This window comes from Staphylococcus sp. FSL W8-0271, from assembly GCF_038006605.1.
In the GTDB taxonomy this organism is placed as follows: Bacteria; Bacillota; Bacilli; order Staphylococcales; family Staphylococcaceae; genus Staphylococcus; species Staphylococcus cohnii.
The window spans coordinates 2,302,798-2,320,442 of the sequence record NZ_JBBOVM010000001.1 but is presented as its reverse complement, the minus strand read 5'-3'; the positions used below and the strand labels follow the sequence as shown (position 1 = coordinate 2,320,442).

General features: G+C 32.1%; 18 protein-coding genes. 15 read left to right on the top strand and 3 right to left on the bottom strand.

Going from position 1 to position 17,645, the window contains the following annotated elements:
- The first annotated feature begins 96 nt into the window (after positions 1 to 96).
- From NST87_RS11425 to NST87_RS11385, 9 genes are all read left to right on the top strand, one after another.
- Positions 97 to 591, top strand: a complete 495-nt coding sequence (locus NST87_RS11425) for an AAA family ATPase (protein ID WP_040029894.1) — start codon at positions 97 to 99, stop codon at positions 589 to 591.
- A 108-nt stretch (positions 592 to 699) separates the two neighbouring features.
- Complete coding sequence (locus NST87_RS11420; RefSeq protein ID WP_340721733.1) at positions 700 to 1,269, top strand: GNAT family N-acetyltransferase; 570 nt, start codon at positions 700 to 702, stop codon at positions 1,267 to 1,269.
- A 24-nt stretch (positions 1,270 to 1,293) separates the two neighbouring features.
- Positions 1,294 to 1,800, top strand: a complete 507-nt coding sequence (locus NST87_RS11415) for a GNAT family N-acetyltransferase (RefSeq protein ID WP_040029896.1) — start codon at positions 1,294 to 1,296, stop codon at positions 1,798 to 1,800.
- 149 nt (positions 1,801 to 1,949) lie between these two features.
- A complete protein-coding gene (locus NST87_RS11410; RefSeq protein ID WP_340721732.1) occupies positions 1,950 to 2,657 on the top strand; it encodes a CoA transferase subunit A in 708 nt (235 codons plus the stop codon).
- Between the two features lies 1 nt (position 2,658).
- Positions 2,659 to 3,309: a 3-oxoacid CoA-transferase subunit B gene (locus tag NST87_RS11405; protein ID WP_040029898.1), complete on the top strand. Its 651-nt coding sequence runs from the start codon at positions 2,659 to 2,661 to the stop codon at positions 3,307 to 3,309.
- A gap of 146 nt (positions 3,310 to 3,455) precedes the next feature.
- Positions 3,456 to 3,866 (top strand): hypothetical protein, encoded by a 411-nt coding sequence (locus tag NST87_RS11400; RefSeq protein ID WP_040029899.1) that lies wholly within the window; start codon positions 3,456 to 3,458, stop codon positions 3,864 to 3,866.
- Positions 3,867 to 3,875: 9 nt separating this feature from the next.
- Entirely contained in the window at positions 3,876 to 4,841 is a 966-nt protein-coding gene (locus NST87_RS11395) for an ornithine cyclodeaminase family protein (protein ID WP_040029900.1), read from the top strand.
- 468 nt (positions 4,842 to 5,309) lie between these two features.
- Entirely contained in the window at positions 5,310 to 6,251 is a 942-nt protein-coding gene (locus tag NST87_RS11390; protein ID WP_040029901.1) for an NAD-dependent epimerase/dehydratase family protein, read from the top strand.
- Between the two features lie 11 nt (positions 6,252 to 6,262).
- Entirely contained in the window at positions 6,263 to 8,779 is a 2,517-nt protein-coding gene (locus tag NST87_RS11385; protein ID WP_040029902.1) for a glycosyltransferase, read from the top strand.
- A 156-nt stretch (positions 8,780 to 8,935) separates the two neighbouring features.
- On the opposite strand, the gene NST87_RS11380 is transcribed toward NST87_RS11385, so the two are convergent.
- Complete coding sequence (locus tag NST87_RS11380; RefSeq protein ID WP_040029903.1) at positions 8,936 to 10,003, bottom strand: acyltransferase family protein; 1,068 nt, start codon at positions 10,001 to 10,003, stop codon at positions 8,936 to 8,938.
- Positions 10,004 to 10,231: 228 nt separating this feature from the next.
- Between NST87_RS11380 and NST87_RS11375 the strand changes: the two genes are divergently transcribed.
- The gene (locus NST87_RS11375; RefSeq protein WP_340721731.1) at positions 10,232 to 11,074 is read left to right on the top strand and encodes a sialate O-acetylesterase; all 843 of its coding nucleotides are present in this window, start codon (positions 10,232 to 10,234) and stop codon (positions 11,072 to 11,074) included.
- Between the two features lie 129 nt (positions 11,075 to 11,203).
- On the opposite strand, the gene NST87_RS11370 is transcribed toward NST87_RS11375, so the two are convergent.
- On the bottom strand, positions 11,204 to 11,509 hold the full coding sequence (locus NST87_RS11370) for a monooxygenase (protein WP_040029905.1): 306 nt from the start codon (positions 11,507 to 11,509) through the stop codon (positions 11,204 to 11,206).
- Between the two features lie 271 nt (positions 11,510 to 11,780).
- On the opposite strand from NST87_RS11370, the gene isaB reads away from it, so the two are divergent.
- The 3 genes from isaB to cidR all read left to right on the top strand — a co-directional run bounded on the left by isaB (position 11,781) and on the right by cidR (position 14,511).
- A complete protein-coding gene (gene isaB, locus NST87_RS11365) occupies positions 11,781 to 12,368 on the top strand; it encodes an immunodominant staphylococcal antigen IsaB family protein (protein WP_340721730.1) in 588 nt (195 codons plus the stop codon).
- Positions 12,369 to 12,744: 376 nt separating this feature from the next.
- Positions 12,745 to 13,593, top strand: coding sequence for a class A beta-lactamase (gene bla / locus NST87_RS11360; RefSeq protein WP_040029907.1), 849 nt, complete (start codon positions 12,745 to 12,747; stop codon positions 13,591 to 13,593).
- A 42-nt stretch (positions 13,594 to 13,635) separates the two neighbouring features.
- Positions 13,636 to 14,511 carry a cidABC operon transcriptional activator CidR gene (gene cidR / locus NST87_RS11355; protein ID WP_040029908.1) on the top strand — a complete coding sequence of 292 codons (876 nt, stop codon included), beginning with the start codon at positions 13,636 to 13,638 and terminating at the stop codon, positions 14,509 to 14,511.
- Positions 14,512 to 14,954: 443 nt separating this feature from the next.
- Here the strand turns inward: cidR and NST87_RS11350 are convergent, their stop codons facing one another.
- Positions 14,955 to 15,899, bottom strand: coding sequence for a LacI family DNA-binding transcriptional regulator (locus tag NST87_RS11350; protein ID WP_064209878.1), 945 nt, complete (start codon positions 15,897 to 15,899; stop codon positions 14,955 to 14,957).
- A 145-nt stretch (positions 15,900 to 16,044) separates the two neighbouring features.
- On the opposite strand from NST87_RS11350, the gene eda reads away from it, so the two are divergent.
- Both eda and NST87_RS11340 read left to right on the top strand, forming a co-directional pair.
- A complete protein-coding gene (gene eda, locus NST87_RS11345) occupies positions 16,045 to 16,662 on the top strand; it encodes a bifunctional 4-hydroxy-2-oxoglutarate aldolase/2-dehydro-3-deoxy-phosphogluconate aldolase (RefSeq protein ID WP_040029910.1) in 618 nt (205 codons plus the stop codon).
- A 2-nt stretch (positions 16,663 to 16,664) separates the two neighbouring features.
- A complete protein-coding gene (locus tag NST87_RS11340) occupies positions 16,665 to 17,636 on the top strand; it encodes a sugar kinase (RefSeq protein WP_040029911.1) in 972 nt (323 codons plus the stop codon).
- Positions 17,637 to 17,645 lie beyond the last annotated feature (9 nt).

The window sequence follows — 17,645 nt, the reverse complement described above, 5'->3', positions numbered from 1 at the left end:
AGCTTTTTTGATTTTAATCATATTAATAGGGTATAGGTTTAACACTTAGGAAAGCATATACATAAATTACAATTTTTCTTGGATCTAGGTGATACAATGACAAAACTGATATTATTAAGAGGAAACTCTGGCAGTGGCAAAACGACCATTGCCCATAAATTACAAAACATGTTAGGCAATGGTGTCATGTGCGTGGGTCAAGACGAAATAAGACGCCATATGTTAAATGTTTCTGATAGCCCAGGGAATTTATCAATTGAGCTAATCAAAGACATTACAGCATATGGCATAGCGCATTGTAAATATGTTATTTTAGAAGGTATTTTCAATAAGGAAAAATATGGTAATATGTTACAGAGCATTATTTCAAATGCTCATATTAAAAGTTATATTTATTATTTTGACTTACCTTATGCAGAAACTGTGAGAAGACATCACACAAAAGCATATACGGATTTTAGTGCAGAAAAACTTGCAAGCTGGTTTGTTGGAAAAGATACACTAAATGTAAAAAATGAGAAATTGATTACTGAAATGATGACACAAAATGATATACTCACGATGATCATGAATGACCTACATGACGAGTGAAAATCGTCCTTAGAAGCAGTTCATATTTTTAATAAATTAAAAGGTTGATTTTATGCCAAATGATGTTATAGTTTTGGTTGCTGACGCCTTATGTTAAGGGGTTTTTCAATGAAAAATAATTTAGGGTTGCATTTCACTACACAACGGCTTATCATTAGACCGTTAGAAGAAAATGATTATGAGTCATGGTTGTCAGGATTTGTAAATCGTTATCCTGCGCAATACAAGCATGATAAAGGCCAAGTCGACATGTCAGATGCCACGGAACCATGGTTTGCGGCAATGGTTTTAAAGTATCAACAAGCAATTATAGATGATGATTTGTATATATTTGGCATATTTGATAAAACGGGACGTTATCTTGGTATGCTTAACATTAAAAATTTAAGCCGCGATCAATTTCAATGGGCAGAAATCGGTTATTTTATCCATAATCAATACTGGCATCAAGGGTATGCTTATGAAGCTTTATCAGAACTTGTGAAACAAACGAAAGAGACTTTAAAGTTTCATAGAATAGAAGCACACATCAATTTGGATAATCAACGTTCTATTCAGTTAATTGAAAAATTAGGTTTTGCATTTGAATGTATTCGAAAAGGATTTATTTTCGAACATGGACAATGGACTGACAACTACGTGTATTATCTCAATACACATGACGAACCAATGGGATAGCAACTAAAAGGAAGGATTGTCAACATGGTTGAATTTAGAGAGTTAACAATGGCTGACGAAACATTATATTGTGATTATATGAAAGAATGGATAGATCACGATGAAAAGGTAGTGCCTGAGATTACGAATATTACCAAATACAATAATTTTGAAGAAATTGTACATGAATTAGCAGATAACAAATCTAATGATGAGACAGTAGATAATACGACATTGTTTTTAATTGATGATGATAAGATTATTGGCGCTGCCAATATTCGCCATCATTTGAATGAAAAATTAAAAATCATTGGCGGCCATGTTGGCTACGGTGTTCGTAAGAGCTACCGAGACAAGGGCTTTGGTAATAAAATTTTGAAAAAGTCATTAGACTACTTATCACGTATTGGCGTACAAGAAGCGCTGATTACTTGTGAAAAAGATAATGAAGCCTCTGCAGCTGTCATCTTACACAATGGTGGGGAAGAAATAGAATCTTCAACATTAGATGATGGCACAGTCGTTCGTCGTTTCCAGATAGAAATCGCATAAAATGCATAATTATTAAAAGTTGCCATGTAAGAAAATGGCAACTTTTTTTATGAAAACGGCAACATGAAATAAAAGACTTCGCAAAAAATTTCAAGTATAATTGTTTTTAATACTAGGTATTAATTTTAAAAAAGAAGTGAGGTTATTACATGTCTAAAGTCATTCAAGACATACATACAGCGTTTGAGTATTTAGAAGATGGCATGACAGTACTTGCCGGTGGTTTTGGGCTATGCGGGATACCAGAGCATGCCATTGAATCGATTCGTACAAAAGGTACAAAAGGATTAACCGTAGTGAGTAATAACTGTGGTGTAGATGATTTTGGATTGGGTCGTTTACTTGAGAAAAAACAAATAGATAAAATGGTTAGCTCGTATGTAGGTGAAAATAAAATATTTGAGCAACAACTGATCAATGGTGAGTTAGATGTAACACTAACACCTCAAGGTACGTTGGCTGAAAAACTACGTGCAGGCGGTGCAGGTATTCCAGCATTTTACACAAAAACAGGTGTGGGTACTTTGATCGCTGAAGGTAAAGAATCACGAGAATTTGACGGTGAAACGTACATTATGGAACGTGCCATTACAGGCGATTTTGGTATTGTGAAGGCTCAAAAGGCGGATACATTTGGTAATTTAGTATTTGAAAAAACAGCGCGTAATTTTAATCCTTTATGTGCTATGGCCGCCAAGACTACTGTCGTTGAAGTAGAAGAAATTGTTGAATTAGGTGAAATTGACCCAGATGATGTACATCTGTCAGGTGTATATGTGGATTATATCTATCTAGGAAAACATTTTGAAAAACGCATAGAAAAACGCATAGAAAAACGTACAGTGAAGGAGGTATAACATGGATAAACAAACACAACGTAAGAAGATTATTCAGCGTGCAGCACAAGAAATTCATAGTGATATGGTAATAAATTTAGGTATTGGTATGCCAACACTTGTAGCAAATGAGATGAATGACCATGTAGAAAATGTCTTTTTCCAATCTGAAAATGGTTTGCTTGGTATTGGCCCATATCCTACTGAAGATGAAGTGGATTCAGATTTGATTAATGCAGGTAAAGAAACGGTTACTGCTGCTAAAGGGGCTTCCTATTTCGACAATGCAGAATCATTTGCGATGATACGCGGCGGGCATATTGATTTAGCAATTCTTGGTGGTATGGAAGTTTCGGAAACAGGTGATTTAGCAAACTACATGATTCCTGGCAAGCTCGTAAAAGGTATGGGCGGTGCGATGGATTTGGTGGTTGGAGCTCAAAAAGTGGTCGTTATCATGGACCATATGAATAAACATGGTGAATCTAAGATAAAATCAAAATGTGAGTTGCCTTTAACAGGCGCAGGTGTTGTTAATACGTTAATCACAGATTTAGCTGTTTTTAAATTTGAAGATAAAGTTATGAAATTGGTTGAACTTCAAGAAGGTGCCACACTTGAACAGGTACAAACCCATACAGATGCTTATTTTATAAATTGCTTGAATCATTAGCTGTTTTTCCACATATTGTACGATGTATTCATAGGTAGATCATTATCTATTTTAAAAGATTAGCTCTTAGTCAAACTTAAAATTCCGAGTAAGTATGTTATTGTAACAATAGAGATTGAATTAATGACAAAGGTGCGGGGATTGATATGAAGAAAAATGCAGAACTGAAAAGTTTTGTTATCGCTATTATATTTGCAGCGGCTGCAGATGTGGTTCCTAACGGCATATTTCATAAAATCTTGTTGGTAATCGGTATTTTAGCATTTATTTATATGTTGATTACACATTTAAAGTTTACGATATATCATATTAAAATAGAGGATAATCAGCAACAAACATGGTTTAGTGTGAAAACGGATTATTGGTTGCTGTTTATTAAAAATATGTTGGCCATAACGCTATTATTAGCGATATATTGTGTGTCTGTGTATGTCGATAATCATATGGCTTGGATTATCATTCCTTTACTTGTCGTTGGATTTATAGGAATAATCTTATTTGAAAATAAATTTGAAAAGAAGAGCAACATTTTAGAGTCAGAAAATGTAAAAGAATAGAGGTGGCTTATGAAATTTATTGATGCACATGAACAAGCTGAATTATTAAACATGGAAGAAGTCGTTGAAGCAGTAGCCGAATCTTTACAGGCCTATTCTGAAGGGAAGACGGATACCCCTTTACGTTATGTACTTCCTTTTAATGAAGACAATCGTTATCTAGTTATGCCGGCTTTATCTGATGAATTGAAAGTTGTGGGGCTTAAAACAGTAACAATGGCCCCTAATAATACAAAGATAGGTAAAAATACCATTGTTGGTTCTGTGATATTATCAGATTATGAAACTGGTGAAACATTAGCTGTATTAGAAGGTTCTTACTTAACTAAAATTCGTACAGGCGCAATTTCTGGCGTAGCTACAAAATACCTTGCTCGTGAAAATGCAGAAACATTATGTGTCATAGGGACAGGCGATCAAGCACAAGGATTAATTGAAGCTGTATTAGCTGTTAGAGATATCAAACATATTCAACTGTATAATAGAACTCACCGTAAAGCAGTGACATTTGCAGAAACGATTCAACAGCAATATCAATCCGTTGATGTGACAGTGATGGAAAATGTTGATGATGCTATAGCTAATGCTGATGTTATTGTCACTGCAACCAACGCCATCCAACCTGTTTTTAATAAATCATTAGAAGCTGGGGTCCATGTGAATGCTGTAGGTTCTTTTAAATCAGATATGCAAGAGTTGCCTTCACACGCTATAGCCAATGCAGATAAAGTAGTTGTAGAAGCATCGGAAGCGGCATTAGAAGAAACAGGAGATTTAATTACCCCAATAAAAGAAGGTCTATTTGGAGAAAAAGATTTATATGGCGAACTAGGTGAAATTGTCGGTTCTCTTTTAGCTGGACGCGAAAGTGATGAAGAAATTACCATATTTAAATCTGTAGGTGTAGCCATTGTAGATATTATTGTGGCTAACTATTTTTATCAAAAAGCACAGAAAAATAATGACGTGCAGTAATTTATATATAAGATCGATAAAGTAAAATTTTGATAGGCTATAGTAAAATTATTAAACGTTTCGCTGTATTGCTTTATAGTATAATGTAGGTATTATTTTATACTTTAAAGGATACTTATGGCGGAACGCTTTTTATAATGATTTTTAAAATCAAAATTTTCAAACTATACTTAGACCAAAAATAAAACATATTATAAATAACTTTATTTAAATAAGGATCAAAAGATTTTTTGTAAAGTTCTTGGTAGCATTATTCAATTATTATTACAATTTCACCTCGATTTCTTTTGATTTGTTCGTCAAAATTGTTAAACTCATACTAATATATAGAAGACGTAAATTAACTAAATTTATAATTTTATTTGTAATACTATTTTATTTTTATAATAAAAATCAGGTGTTCAACGTATTATATTAATAAAATTGACGATAAGTATATTATGACTTGAGTATATAGGAGGATGAAAAATGAAACTACTAATTACAGGTGGTGCTGGATTTATTGGCTCGCACTTAGCAGAACACTTTAACAAAGCTAATGAGGTGTTTATATTAGACAATTTAAGCACAGGGCATCGTTCGAATGTCGAATTTATAGATGATGCGTATTTCATTGAAAATGATGTGATTAATACATCATTTGTGACATCCTTAGTAGAGAAAGAACAATTTGATATCGTCATTCATTTAGCAGCCGTAGTTAGTGTTGTAGAAACAATAAATGACCCTATAAAGTCTCAGTCTGTCAATATAAATGGCACATTAAATCTCTTAGAAGCCAATCGTCAATATAATCATAATTTGAAGAAATTTATTTTTGCATCATCAGCGGCCGTTTATGGTAATACCGAAGGATTGCCAAAACAAGTCGAAACGTTCATTGATCCTGAATCACCTTACGCTGTGGAAAAATATGCTGGGGAACAATATACAAAAATTTACAATACACTATATCAACTGCCAACAACTGCTTTAAGATTCTTTAATATATATGGACCGAGACAAGATCCTCATTCACCATACTCTGGTTTATTATCTATTATAGATAATAAATTTAAAAATAACGAAACATTCACATTTTTTGGGGATGGAGAGCAAACGAGAGATTTTGTATACGTAAAAGATTTGGTGCGAGCAGTTTCAATAGTGTTAGATAATGAAGTAACGAATGGCAAAATTTACAACTTAGCTACTGGTAAACAAATATCATTATTAGAAATTTTCGATAAGTTCAAAATGGTTTATAATAAAACTATAAATTATCAGTTTGCTGAATCAAGAAGCGGGGATATTAAACATTCTTGTGCTGATATCAAAGGTTTGGAAGCACTAGGATTTAATCCACAATATGATATTATGTCAGGTTTAACTGAATATATTAATTACTCGAATACAGATAAGATAAATTAAGAGGTGGAAGAATGATTGGTAAAACGAAAAAGTTTGTATTAAATCAAACAAAAAGAAAATTAAAATTCATTTCGGAACCATTGAAATTACAACTTAGAAGTAAATACACAAGAAATATTATGCATTATGCAAATCTATATAAAACGATTGAAGTAGATGACAATCATATATTGTATCAAGTTAGAGATGGACAAAGTATGACAGATAGTCCTTATGCAATATTTAAATATTTAATGAGCCATCCTGATTATCAAAAATATATACATATTTGGGTCGTAGCATCTCAAAAAATGCAAAAAGCATTTTCTAAAAAATATAGTAAATATAAAAATGTAAAATTTATAGTTAAAGAAAGTGAAGACTATTTACATTATTTAACAAAGTGTAAATATCTCATCAATAATGCGACGTTTCCAACGTATTTTACGAAAAAGCCAAATCAAATATATGTTAATACTTGGCATGGTACACCTTTAAAAGCAATGGGGTTAGATATCAAACATAATTTATTAGAATCACAAAATACAATTCGTAACTTTTTAAGTTCTGACTATATTATTTCACCTAACCAACATACGACAGATATTTTTAAAAAAGCATTTAAATTAGACGGTTTAAATGATGAAGCAATTTTAGAAATTGGTTATCCCAGAATAGATGCAACGCTAAATGCACAGTCAAAAGAAGTTATGCAGAAATTAAAGCAACAAGGCATTAAATTAACAGATGCGCCGATTTTACTCTTTTCACCGACATGGCGTGGCCAAACGGTCAGTATACCAGAAGATAATATTGAAGAAATTGAAGCGCTGATTGAGTCATTAAATAAACAAACACATTATCAAGTATTATTAAAAGTGCATCCGTTTATTTATAAAAAAGCAGTAGGTAATAAAAAATTAAAAAAATACTTAGTTGAAGATACATTTGATACGAATGAATTACTCAGTATTGTTGATTTACTTGTAACTGATTACTCAAGTATCTTTTTTGATTATTTAGTTACAGATAAACCTATTATTTTTTATACACCCGATTATAAAGCCTATGAAGAAGACAGAGGATTTTATCTTCCTGTGGATAGTCTTCCAGGTCCAAGTGTGCACTCAATTGAAGCATTGGTAGCAACTGTCCAAGAATCACAGCGCATGCTAGCACAATATAAGGGGAACTATCAAAAATATAAACAAAAATTTGTGAATTACGATGATGGACAAGTAACGGAAAGAGTTGTCAATCAAGTGTTTCATCATGATGCACCCAAAAATGGCGTTCAAAACAACAGAAAAGAGCGTATTTTAATATATCCAGGTGGTATGAAACCTAATGGCATAACAACATCGATCCTGAATTTATTAGAAAATGTTGATTATGATAGATATGATATTACGGTTTATCTTGGATTCAATAGAAATAAAGATGTGATAGATAATCTATATAGCTTAAATGACAATGTGAGGGTTATTTTAAGAAAAGGACCATTGTTGGCAAACACTTCAGAATACTATCGTAACCTATTGGTACGCAATAGAGGCATCAAATCGAAAATTGAAGAAAAAATTTATCCGGATGCATTGTATCAACGCGAATTTAGAAAAGTGTTTGGTAACTCAGCGTTTGATGTCGTTATGGATTTCAGTGGCTATGCGATGTTTTGGTCTGAAATCTTGTTAGCAAGCAAGACTAAAAGAAAATTAATCTACTTGCACAGTGATATGAAAATGGATATGGAGCGTAAAGTGAACGGTGTGAGACCGCATTACGCTAATCTAAAAGGTGTGATGTCCTTATATCCTTATTATGATAAGCTCGTAAGTGTGTCTGAAGTGACTAAGCAGGAAAATGTTAAAAAAATAGCGAATAGAAAAACAAAAGATAAATTTAAATCATCGATGAATACCATTAACTTAGATAGAATTTATAATTTGGTGGATGAAGATAATGATATCTTTATGAAAAATGGGGAACGTGTCATTGTAAGAGAACAGGATAAGCAAATTACAAGCGTACCGTTCCATAAATCCGATTATAAAGTGATGACAATGGGAAGATTATCTCCTGAAAAAGGATTTGATAATTTGATTCAAGCGTTTAGCGGCGTGGTGGAAGCAAATCCTAACGCGAAATTATACATTTTAGGTGATGGCCCACTCAAAAATCAACTAAATAAACTAATTACGTCATTAGATTTATCAGAGCATGTATTTTTAATGGGACAAAAAAGAAATCCATTTAATATTATGAGAGATTGTGATCTGTTTGTTTTACCGTCTTATTACGAAGGGCAATCAATGGTCTTATTAGAGGCGTTGACTGTTGGTATAGATATTCTGGCATCAGATATACCAGCCAATCAATATGTACTTGATTATGGCAAGTATGGAATGTTGAGTTTTAATGATGCTGAATCATTACAAACAAGCATACAACAGTTTATTAATAAGGAAACACCTGTTTATGCCAAATTTGTTCCAGAATTATATAATAAAGAAGCGATTGAACAATTTTATCATTTATTAGATGACTAAAGTATCATATAACTGAGGGATGAGAAATAATGCTCAAGCCCAAAATAAAGGACGCATCCATGTGAAATGGATGCGTCCTTTTTATATTTAAAAGCCTTCAATTTATACTGTGCTTGTTTATTTGAAATGCCATGTTTATATAGTAACTTTTACACTTTAACTATGATGTTTATAATTATTGATAACCATAGGCTGTAGTGTATTTCTTCCTACAACAATTCTTATATATGGAATAAAAGATAGTATTATCGCTAATCCAATACAAAATCCAAGTGTGAAAATAGAACTTAAGATTAAAAATAGTGGTGGGAATGTAACAAATGATGCTAGCGATCTAGAAATAAAATCTACAATGATTTGGTGTGCTAAGTATATGAAAAATGATATTTCGCTTATTAAAAACACAAATACTAAATTAAACCGAGTTAAAAATTTAGATAAATAGACGATAAATACAAAACTGATTGCAGAAAATAAGACTAAATCAAATCGATTAGACTCATTTAGATGTACGTCTAAATAAGAAAAATTAAATGCCATATAGGATAAAGCCAATAGCCAAATCAATAGAAGCCAAACTAAATGACGCTTTAAAAAATGAATAACAGTATCATAATATTTACCGAAGTAGAAACCAACAACAAAGTAAAATAGCCAATATAAAATAATGGTTCTACTGAATAAAGGATAAAAATCCCAGAATTCAAGATAAGCAGTACTGTAATACATTAAATAAGAATGTCCAAAACTAATGATAAAGGTAACAACAAGTACAAAAATAGGATTGGCTTTACTCAATAATTTATAAAATAAGCGATGTAATATATAAAACTGAAAAATAACAAGTACAAACCATCCGAAAAATTTACCTTCCACTATGATATTCAAAAAGATTTCCCAAAATGATTTATCTGAATTATCACCAAGAAATAGTCTAAAAGTGATAAATAAACCAAATATAGCATAAGGAATTAAAATAAATTTCATGCGCTTAAGTAAAAAGTTTTGCGGAATTTTAGTTGAATATCGCATACCTAATAATGTTTCGGACAAAATAATAAAGCAAGGTGTTGCAAATAATAAAATAACTTGTAAAAAACTATAAAATGATTTTTCAAATTGTGAAATGTGATAATCGTTTACTAAACCGGTTAAACAATGGACGATGACTATTGCGATACAAAATATCGCTCTAGCATAGGTGAGTTCCATTTTCCTCTCCAAAATAAAAACTCCTCTCAAAATCCATTCCATAATATGATAATTAGTATTAAAAGTAAAGTTTATATGAATTTATTTTTATAATAATTATATATAAAGCGTAATACTTTCTAATATGAAATTTGGGTAAGTTTAAGAAAAAAATGATATGCTTACATATATTTAAAATATTCACTGAAAAATAGCTACTAGCAGTTAATTAAAAAACTAAAAATTGAAAGGAACAACGTTATGAAATCAATCTTACTAATTGGTCAATCAAATATGGCAGGAAGAGGATTTTTAGATAGTGTAAATCCCATCATTGATGAACGTATTTTTATGCTTAGAAATGGTAGATGGCAAATGATGGAAGAACCGATACATAGCGATCGTTCTGTCGCTGGTATTGGACCAGCTGCATCGTTTGCAAAGCAATGGCTCGATGATCATCCAAATGAAACAATAGGGTTCATTCCATGTGCTGATGGAGGTACTTCTATTGAAGAATGGTCAGATGAAAGTATGATGACGCGGCATGCTGTAAGTGAAGCGAGATTTGCTATGGAAACGTCTGAATTGATTGGTGTTTTATGGCATCAAGGTGAAAGTGATAGTCAAAATAATAAATTTCAAACATATGAAACAAAATTATCACACCTCATTGATTATTTTAGAGAAGCACTTGAATTGCCTAAACTTACTTTTGTCATTGGATTGTTAGGAACGTTTTTGGGAAAAGAAGGGTTTGGCGCTAGTGCTACAGAGTATCAAGAAATTAATAACAGTATCAAGAACGTCGCGCAGAAACAACATGATTGTTACTTTGTTACAGCAGAAGGCTTAACGGCAAATCCAGATGGTATTCATATAGATGGATTCTCACAACGCTTGTTTGGGATTAGGTATTATGATGCATTTTCAAAATCAAAGGACGTCGTCAATCCTTTAGATAATGAGAGCGAAAGAGAACAAGATTTATATAAAACTGAATTTACTAAAAATGAACAAATGTATATGCTTGTGGCTAGGTTATCTAAAAATGAAATCACGTATCAAGATTTTATCAATGAAATGTCACAAATGAATAAATAATGATCTGGAAAATTATCATTTTTAAAAATATTTATTTTTTTCGTTCAATCTATGTCTAACAAGCCTTTCAAAACACACGAGATGTGTGTACATTTGAAAGGCTTGTTGTATTTTATCATCCCAATACGGTTATGTTAATCGTCCATGTGTGATTTTAGTAAGTGCGTCATTTGTAGCAAATATTTTAGCATTTACAGTTGGGACGCCCATGGATTGTAGGCGCTCACTATGCATATTTAAATAGTTTTTAGCATTTTTGTAACTATCAAATGCATAAATGCCACCCGCTTCTTTTTCATCAGCATTTTCTGTCCAAATTTTCCATAAAAAACCTGGTTCTCCATTTATAGATTTCGCTAAATCAGCGAATTGTCTGGACATCTCTTGTCCAAAAGGACCATCGATTGGAAAATCAACTTGTAAAATATAGATCATGATAAACCATCCTTTTTAAATTATTTATTATGTTTACTATACCAATTAAAAATACATTGCAGTATGGTTTTAGCTCAAGCACTTTTCTAATATAAACAATAAAATGTTTAACATAACATCAAAGCTACATCAATAAAGTATTTTCATATTTAATTTGTACTAATATTCATAAAAAGTATAATTTTACTTGAAAATAAAATGGAGAGGTGTATGATGAAAGTGGACAATTACACTTTGCATATGTAAGACTACAAATAAGGAGTGATTTATTATGCGGAAAGTTGGAAAGTTAATTTTAGCAACTGTCGTTGTATCTACACTGGTTGTCGGTTCTTCAGCAGCATATATCTCAACGAGTAGTCCAACAGCGCAAGCTGCAGAGCAAGTCCAAAAGTGGGGACACGGTGAAGGTGGCGCAAGCGGTGCAAATAGTGAAAATGGTGTTCGTTCACAAGCACAAACAAAACCTTGGTATAATTACGAAGGTTATACAACATATGATCCATCTTTTACTCAAGATTATAACTTCATACGTGCTTTAAAATATGACAATGTTACGATTGATGGTTATAAAGTTGACACTAATGCCAAGAAAGAATTTGATCATTCTAAGAAAACTTATGATACAAGCGTAGAATTTAATAGTGACAATGAAGTGGTGCAACTTACTTTCTTCACAAAACCTGATTCAGTATCTAAGTCAACATTTAAGAAGGCTCATACTTCAAATGAAATCATAGGAGAAGGTAAATTAGGCAATAAAGATGGCACTTATGTGAAATATGAAACAAATAATGGCTTTTATACTGCTTTCTTTGATCAAAATGATAATTTGGTGGAAATAACAATTGGTCAGTAGTTTAAATAGTATTAATAAAGTTAAGATTCAACTCAGAGATGATTTGAAATCGCACGTTTTTGAGATTATAGCAACAGTTACTTTAATTGAAATTGTATGCTTTGGCTGGGGCAAATTAAATGTCTCAGCCTATTCTGTTGTACAGTCAATAAAATAAAGTATTCATTAAGAGTGAATGTAGCAGATTTTGTTGATGAAATGTTTAATTGCAGTATTTTTAAATTTTAAAGTTACTGAAGTATATATTTAGTCCCAATTATTTCTACTCGTTAATGGTTAGGCGTAATAAAGATAATTGTGTTTTGTTATATTTATGATTATAGTTAAACGTAAGTATAGCGTATTGCTTTCAAATGTAAATAGGGGGATTGAAAACTTGAAAAAATTCTATTTAAGTGTTTTGTTTGGGCTTTTTTTACTCACAGTGACAGGAAAGGTTGCTGATGCAAAAAGTTTTGATCAAATAGAACAAGATAATGATACAATTGTAGGGGTTTATGGTGTCAATACAGCTAATGGCAAAGTGGTACAGCACAGATCAGGTGAACGGTTTGCATTTGCATCTACATATAAAGCAATTTCAAGTGGTATATTATTACAAAACAGGCCAACGTCAGAACTAAATAAAAAAATAGCGATATCCAAAGATGACATTGTCGCTTATTCACCCGTCACTGAAAAATATATCGGCAAGCAAATGACTTTAAAAGCATTAATAAAAGCTTCTATGTTGCAGAGTGATAATACAGCTAATAATAAAGTCATCGAAGAAATAGATGGAATTAAAGAATTTCAACAAGCACTCATACATCGTGGAGACCATATATCTAATCCACAAAGACTCGAACCAGATTTAAATTTATATGATCCACAAAGTACAGATGATACAACCACACCTAAAAGAGCTGCAACAACGTTCAATCATCTTCTACAGAGTGAAAATATGAGCAAAGCTAACCTTGAATTACTAAAGCATACAATGATTCATAATGAAACTGGAGGTACGTTAATAAAAGCAGCTGTATCTAAGGATGATGTTGTAGGAGATAAAAGTGGTCAAGGTTTAACCTATGGTAGCCGAAACGATTTAGCTTTTATATATCCAAAAAAGCAAAATAAGCCAATTATTCTTGCTATTTACACGAAAAAATCAGATAAAGATGCGAAACCTGATGATAAAGTTATTCAAACAGCGGCAGAAACAGCTATTAAGTCATTAAAATAAATTCAAGTAAGCGAAACTTAGATTGGTGCAGAGGGGTTAAATATGGAAATAAAGCAAATGAAATATTTTGTAGAAGTTGTGAAAAATGGGGGGATGACACAAGCATCCGAGCATTTATATATTGCGCAATCTACAATAAGTAAAAATATTAAAAGTATTGAAGACGAATTTAATATCACTTTATTTGATAGAAGAAAAAAGCATATTATTTTAACGGATATCGGCCAGATTTTTTATGATAAATGCGTGGAAGCTTTAGCGGTGCTAGATGATTTATCATTAGAAATGGGAGATGTAACAAATTTAGAAAAAGGCCATATTAGAGTTGGTATATCAGCAATTATGAACGTGAGACTTTTTACAGAAAGTTTAAATCATTTTCATAGTAAATATCCAAAAGTGACATACGAAGTTATTGAAGGTGGAGGCAAAGCTGTAGAGTCTTATTTAAATAATGATGAAATTGATGTAGGCATTACTACGTTACCTGTAGATAATGATATCTACCATGCTATCCCGCTATATAATGAAAAGTTATTGCTAGTCGTAAACAAAGATGCGATGCTTGCGAAACAAGGACCAGTCTATCTAGGTGATTTGAAAAATGAACGTTTTATTATGTTTCATGATGATTACTATTTAAAAGATCAAATTATTGAAAGTTGTAGAAAAGTTGGTTTTCATCCCAAAACGGTTGCTAAAATGTCTCAAATTACTTTTATTGAAAATATGATTCGAGATGGCATCGGTGTGAGTATATTACCAGAAAGTATCGTAAATATTTTAAATGAAGACCTTGTGGGTATAGAAATTTCAGGTGCAGATGTGTCATGGAATTTGGGAGTTATTTGGAAAAAAGATAGCTATATGAATTATGTAACTCACGAATGGATTAAATTTTTAAAAGATACTAGATAATGAAGCTTAACAAAGCGATTATAGTTTATGAAATATGTATTCCATAAGAGAATGTTATATATTCCAACTATGTATTTTAATCATATTTCAGTGCGTAATATAATAGACATATAGAGGTAGTAAGTACTGATGATTAATAGAAGAATAAAAGTTAAAACATTTATGATAATCCCTAGCGCCAAAATATTAACTATATAAGCGTTTCATAATTTAAAGCTCATAACAAATTTATATAGAATTTAACTAATATAATAACTCTCCCCTTTCATTCACTAAAATAAGGACACTCTATTCTTATTCATTATTATATTATTGAGCAATGATATTTAAAAACTAAGCTTATCTTCTAAATCAGTACAGTTTAATAAACGACCCTCTTGTCAAACATCAAACAAACATATAAACATGCCCAAACCTTAGCAATAGGTTTGGGCATGTTTATTTTAAATGTTTTTTTGTATTTTAGGATGAAGATGATAGGCCGACTCAGTTGCTTCATCTTTAATAACTTTATCTAAAGTTGCTACAATCGTTTGAGCAATTTCAGCGGTTGGAACGCCAATCGCGTTGACTGGGTAATCTAATTTTTTAATTTGAGGGATATTGTCATAAGAATACAAGATAGGGTGATCTTGTGGTCCTAGTGCATTTATTGTACCGACTGTTATATCATAGCTGCCACAAATCACGCCTGGTGCAAGTGCGTGTGTTTGTAAAAATTGTTTAACGGCAGATTCCGTTTCAATTGCATTCAAACTTGTAGAATCAATGATACGATAATTTATCTTGTGTTTGTCACAATATTGAGCAATCGCTTCTTTTTTTGCGATTTGACGTGTATCATTTGTATGTATATCACCAATATAATCAATGTGATCAATGTCCTGATCGACCAATGCTTCAATTGCCATGATCATCGCTTCTGAATGGTTTACGTTTATAATCGGATAAGGGATGTCACGATCGACACCATAGGCAACGACTGGGACATTGTTATAAATTTCTGGAGATAAGTTTGTTGCGTCACCTTCATCAAAAATGACGATACCATCACAACCGAATTCAACAAATTTTTTCGAAGCGGCAGCGACATCGTCTATCGACACAAACATGACATAACCTAAATCTTTGATAGCGTGATTGATTTCTGAAATAAGGTGTGTAACCGCTACACGATCTACAGAAGGCCAGATTAATCCAATTGTGCCACTTTTCTTTGAAACAAGTGCTCTAGCAGAATGATTAGGTATATAATTCATTTCTAAAGCTTTTTGTTGAATTAAATTTTTGGTTTTTGGTTTTACGAGATGAGAATTTTTAAGTGCTTTACTAACTGTGGAATAGCTGACACCACAGGCTTCAGCAACATCTTTTAAAGTTACAGCCATAAAATTTCTCCTTGAAATTGATTGATTTAAATGCAAATTAATTATACCATAGAGATAAGCATTACAATATTTTTTTGTACAAAAATAACAACGTTGTTATTTTGGAGGGTATTGTAATTGATATCATTTTTGAGGGGTTGAAGACATGGATTCAATGAATACAATGAAAGAGATTCAACAAGGCAAACACATTGCTGTCATGCGAACTGAAGATGCAAAATCTTTTTTAGATATTGCACATACCATTATTGATAAAGGCCTACACACAATTGAGGTTACTTTAACAACGCCGAACGCTATAGAAATTATAGCTGAATTATCAAAAAGAGACGACGCATTGATTGGTGCAGGAACAGTGTTAGACAGTATTTCTGCACGTACTGCCATTTTAAATGGTGCGAAATTTATCGTTAGCCCATCTTTTGATAAAGAAACAGCGAAAATCGCTAACTTATATGATGTACCATATATTCCGGGCTGTATGACTGTTAAAGAAATGGTTGAATCATTACGTTATGGTTGCAAAGTCCTTAAATTATTACCAGCGACGCAATTCACACCTAAGTCAATTAAAGATTTCAAAGGGCCATTACCACAAATTGAAATTGTGCCTACAGGTGGCGTTGGTAAAGAAAACCATAAAGCATGGTTAGATGCTGGAAGTTTTGCAGTTGGCATTGGAAGCGAAATAACAAAAATTTATCAACAAGAAGGAAAAGATGCTTTAGAAAGATATATTTCAGAAATAAAAAGTGAGGTATAACAATGACGGTCTATGGTTTTGGTGAAGTATTATTACGTTACACGCCACCAAATTATGAACAGTTGAAAGATGCCAATACGTTTAAAGTAAATGTTGGTGGTGCAAAATTGAACGCACTTGTGACACTAGCACAATTTGGACATACGACTGAAATGTTAACGGTATTACCCAATCACGCGCTAGGACATTTAGCATTACAAAAAATGTTTCAAACACGTGTAGGTACTGCTTCAGTGAAATATAATAATGGCCGAATTGGTACATATTATATGGAAGAGAGTTTCGGCTTTCGTAGTGGCAAAGTGATTTATGATCGCGAGCATTCAACATTTGCGAATCATGGTGAAGATGTAATGGAAGAAATCAATGCTCAAAGTGGAGATTTCTTTGTATTTACAGGTATTACGTTAGCTGTAAATAAAATGATTCGTCATCAAATTGTCGATGTATTAAAGCAACTAAAGCAACAAGGCGTTAACATAGTGTTCGATATTAATTTTAGAAGTAACTTATGGTCAAAAGAAACAGCAGTACCAATAATAAAGTCAATTTTACCATTTGTCGATGTTCTATTTTTTGGAAAAAAAGATGCTACACATTTGCTCGAAACTAATGATTTAGATGATGATATACAGATATGTGCAAAAACAATTCAATCCGAATACGACATTGATTTGATGGCTTCAAGTAATAGAAATATAGAACAAAGTACATTACAAGGTATTATGCTGACAAAAGAAAAATATATTGAAGGCCAAGCATATACTTACACTGTTTTAAACAGAATCGGTGCTGGTGATGCATTTATGGCAGGTGTATTACATGGATTGAATAAAGCATGGCAACCAGAAGATACAGTAGATTTTGCAACAAAATGTTCTGTTCTACAACATACGACAAATGAAGATGCACTAAGTGTACAAGAAAGTGATGTATTTAATTTATCAACGCATTTTGGAGAACTGAAACGATAAAAATTGCAA

Bases quoted from the DNA above. Each gene is read 5' to 3' on its own strand.
- NST87_RS11400 (WP_040029899.1), top strand. From the start codon at position 3,456: ATGAAGAAAAATGCAGAACTGAAAAGTTTTGTTATCGCTATTATATTT.
- eda (WP_040029910.1), top strand. From the start codon at position 16,045: ATGGATTCAATGAATACAATGAAAGAGATTCAACAAGGCAAACACATT.
- NST87_RS11405 (WP_040029898.1), top strand. From the start codon at position 2,659: ATGGATAAACAAACACAACGTAAGAAGATTATTCAGCGTGCAGCACAA.
- NST87_RS11420 (WP_340721733.1), top strand. From the start codon at position 700: ATGAAAAATAATTTAGGGTTGCATTTCACTACACAACGGCTTATCATT.
- NST87_RS11350 (WP_064209878.1), bottom strand. From the start codon at position 15,899: ATGGCTGTAACTTTAAAAGATGTTGCTGAAGCCTGTGGTGTCAGCTAT.
- NST87_RS11410 (WP_340721732.1), top strand. From the start codon at position 1,950: ATGTCTAAAGTCATTCAAGACATACATACAGCGTTTGAGTATTTAGAA.
- isaB (WP_340721730.1), top strand. From the start codon at position 11,781: ATGCGGAAAGTTGGAAAGTTAATTTTAGCAACTGTCGTTGTATCTACA.
- NST87_RS11370 (WP_040029905.1), bottom strand. From the start codon at position 11,509: ATGATCTATATTTTACAAGTTGATTTTCCAATCGATGGTCCTTTTGGA.
- NST87_RS11415 (WP_040029896.1), top strand. From the start codon at position 1,294: ATGGTTGAATTTAGAGAGTTAACAATGGCTGACGAAACATTATATTGT.
- NST87_RS11385 (WP_040029902.1), top strand. From the start codon at position 6,263: ATGATTGGTAAAACGAAAAAGTTTGTATTAAATCAAACAAAAAGAAAA.
- NST87_RS11395 (WP_040029900.1), top strand. From the start codon at position 3,876: ATGAAATTTATTGATGCACATGAACAAGCTGAATTATTAAACATGGAA.
- NST87_RS11375 (WP_340721731.1), top strand. From the start codon at position 10,232: ATGAAATCAATCTTACTAATTGGTCAATCAAATATGGCAGGAAGAGGA.
- NST87_RS11340 (WP_040029911.1), top strand. From the start codon at position 16,665: ATGACGGTCTATGGTTTTGGTGAAGTATTATTACGTTACACGCCACCA.
- NST87_RS11390 (WP_040029901.1), top strand. From the start codon at position 5,310: ATGAAACTACTAATTACAGGTGGTGCTGGATTTATTGGCTCGCACTTA.
- cidR (WP_040029908.1), top strand. From the start codon at position 13,636: ATGGAAATAAAGCAAATGAAATATTTTGTAGAAGTTGTGAAAAATGGG.
- NST87_RS11425 (WP_040029894.1), top strand. From the start codon at position 97: ATGACAAAACTGATATTATTAAGAGGAAACTCTGGCAGTGGCAAAACG.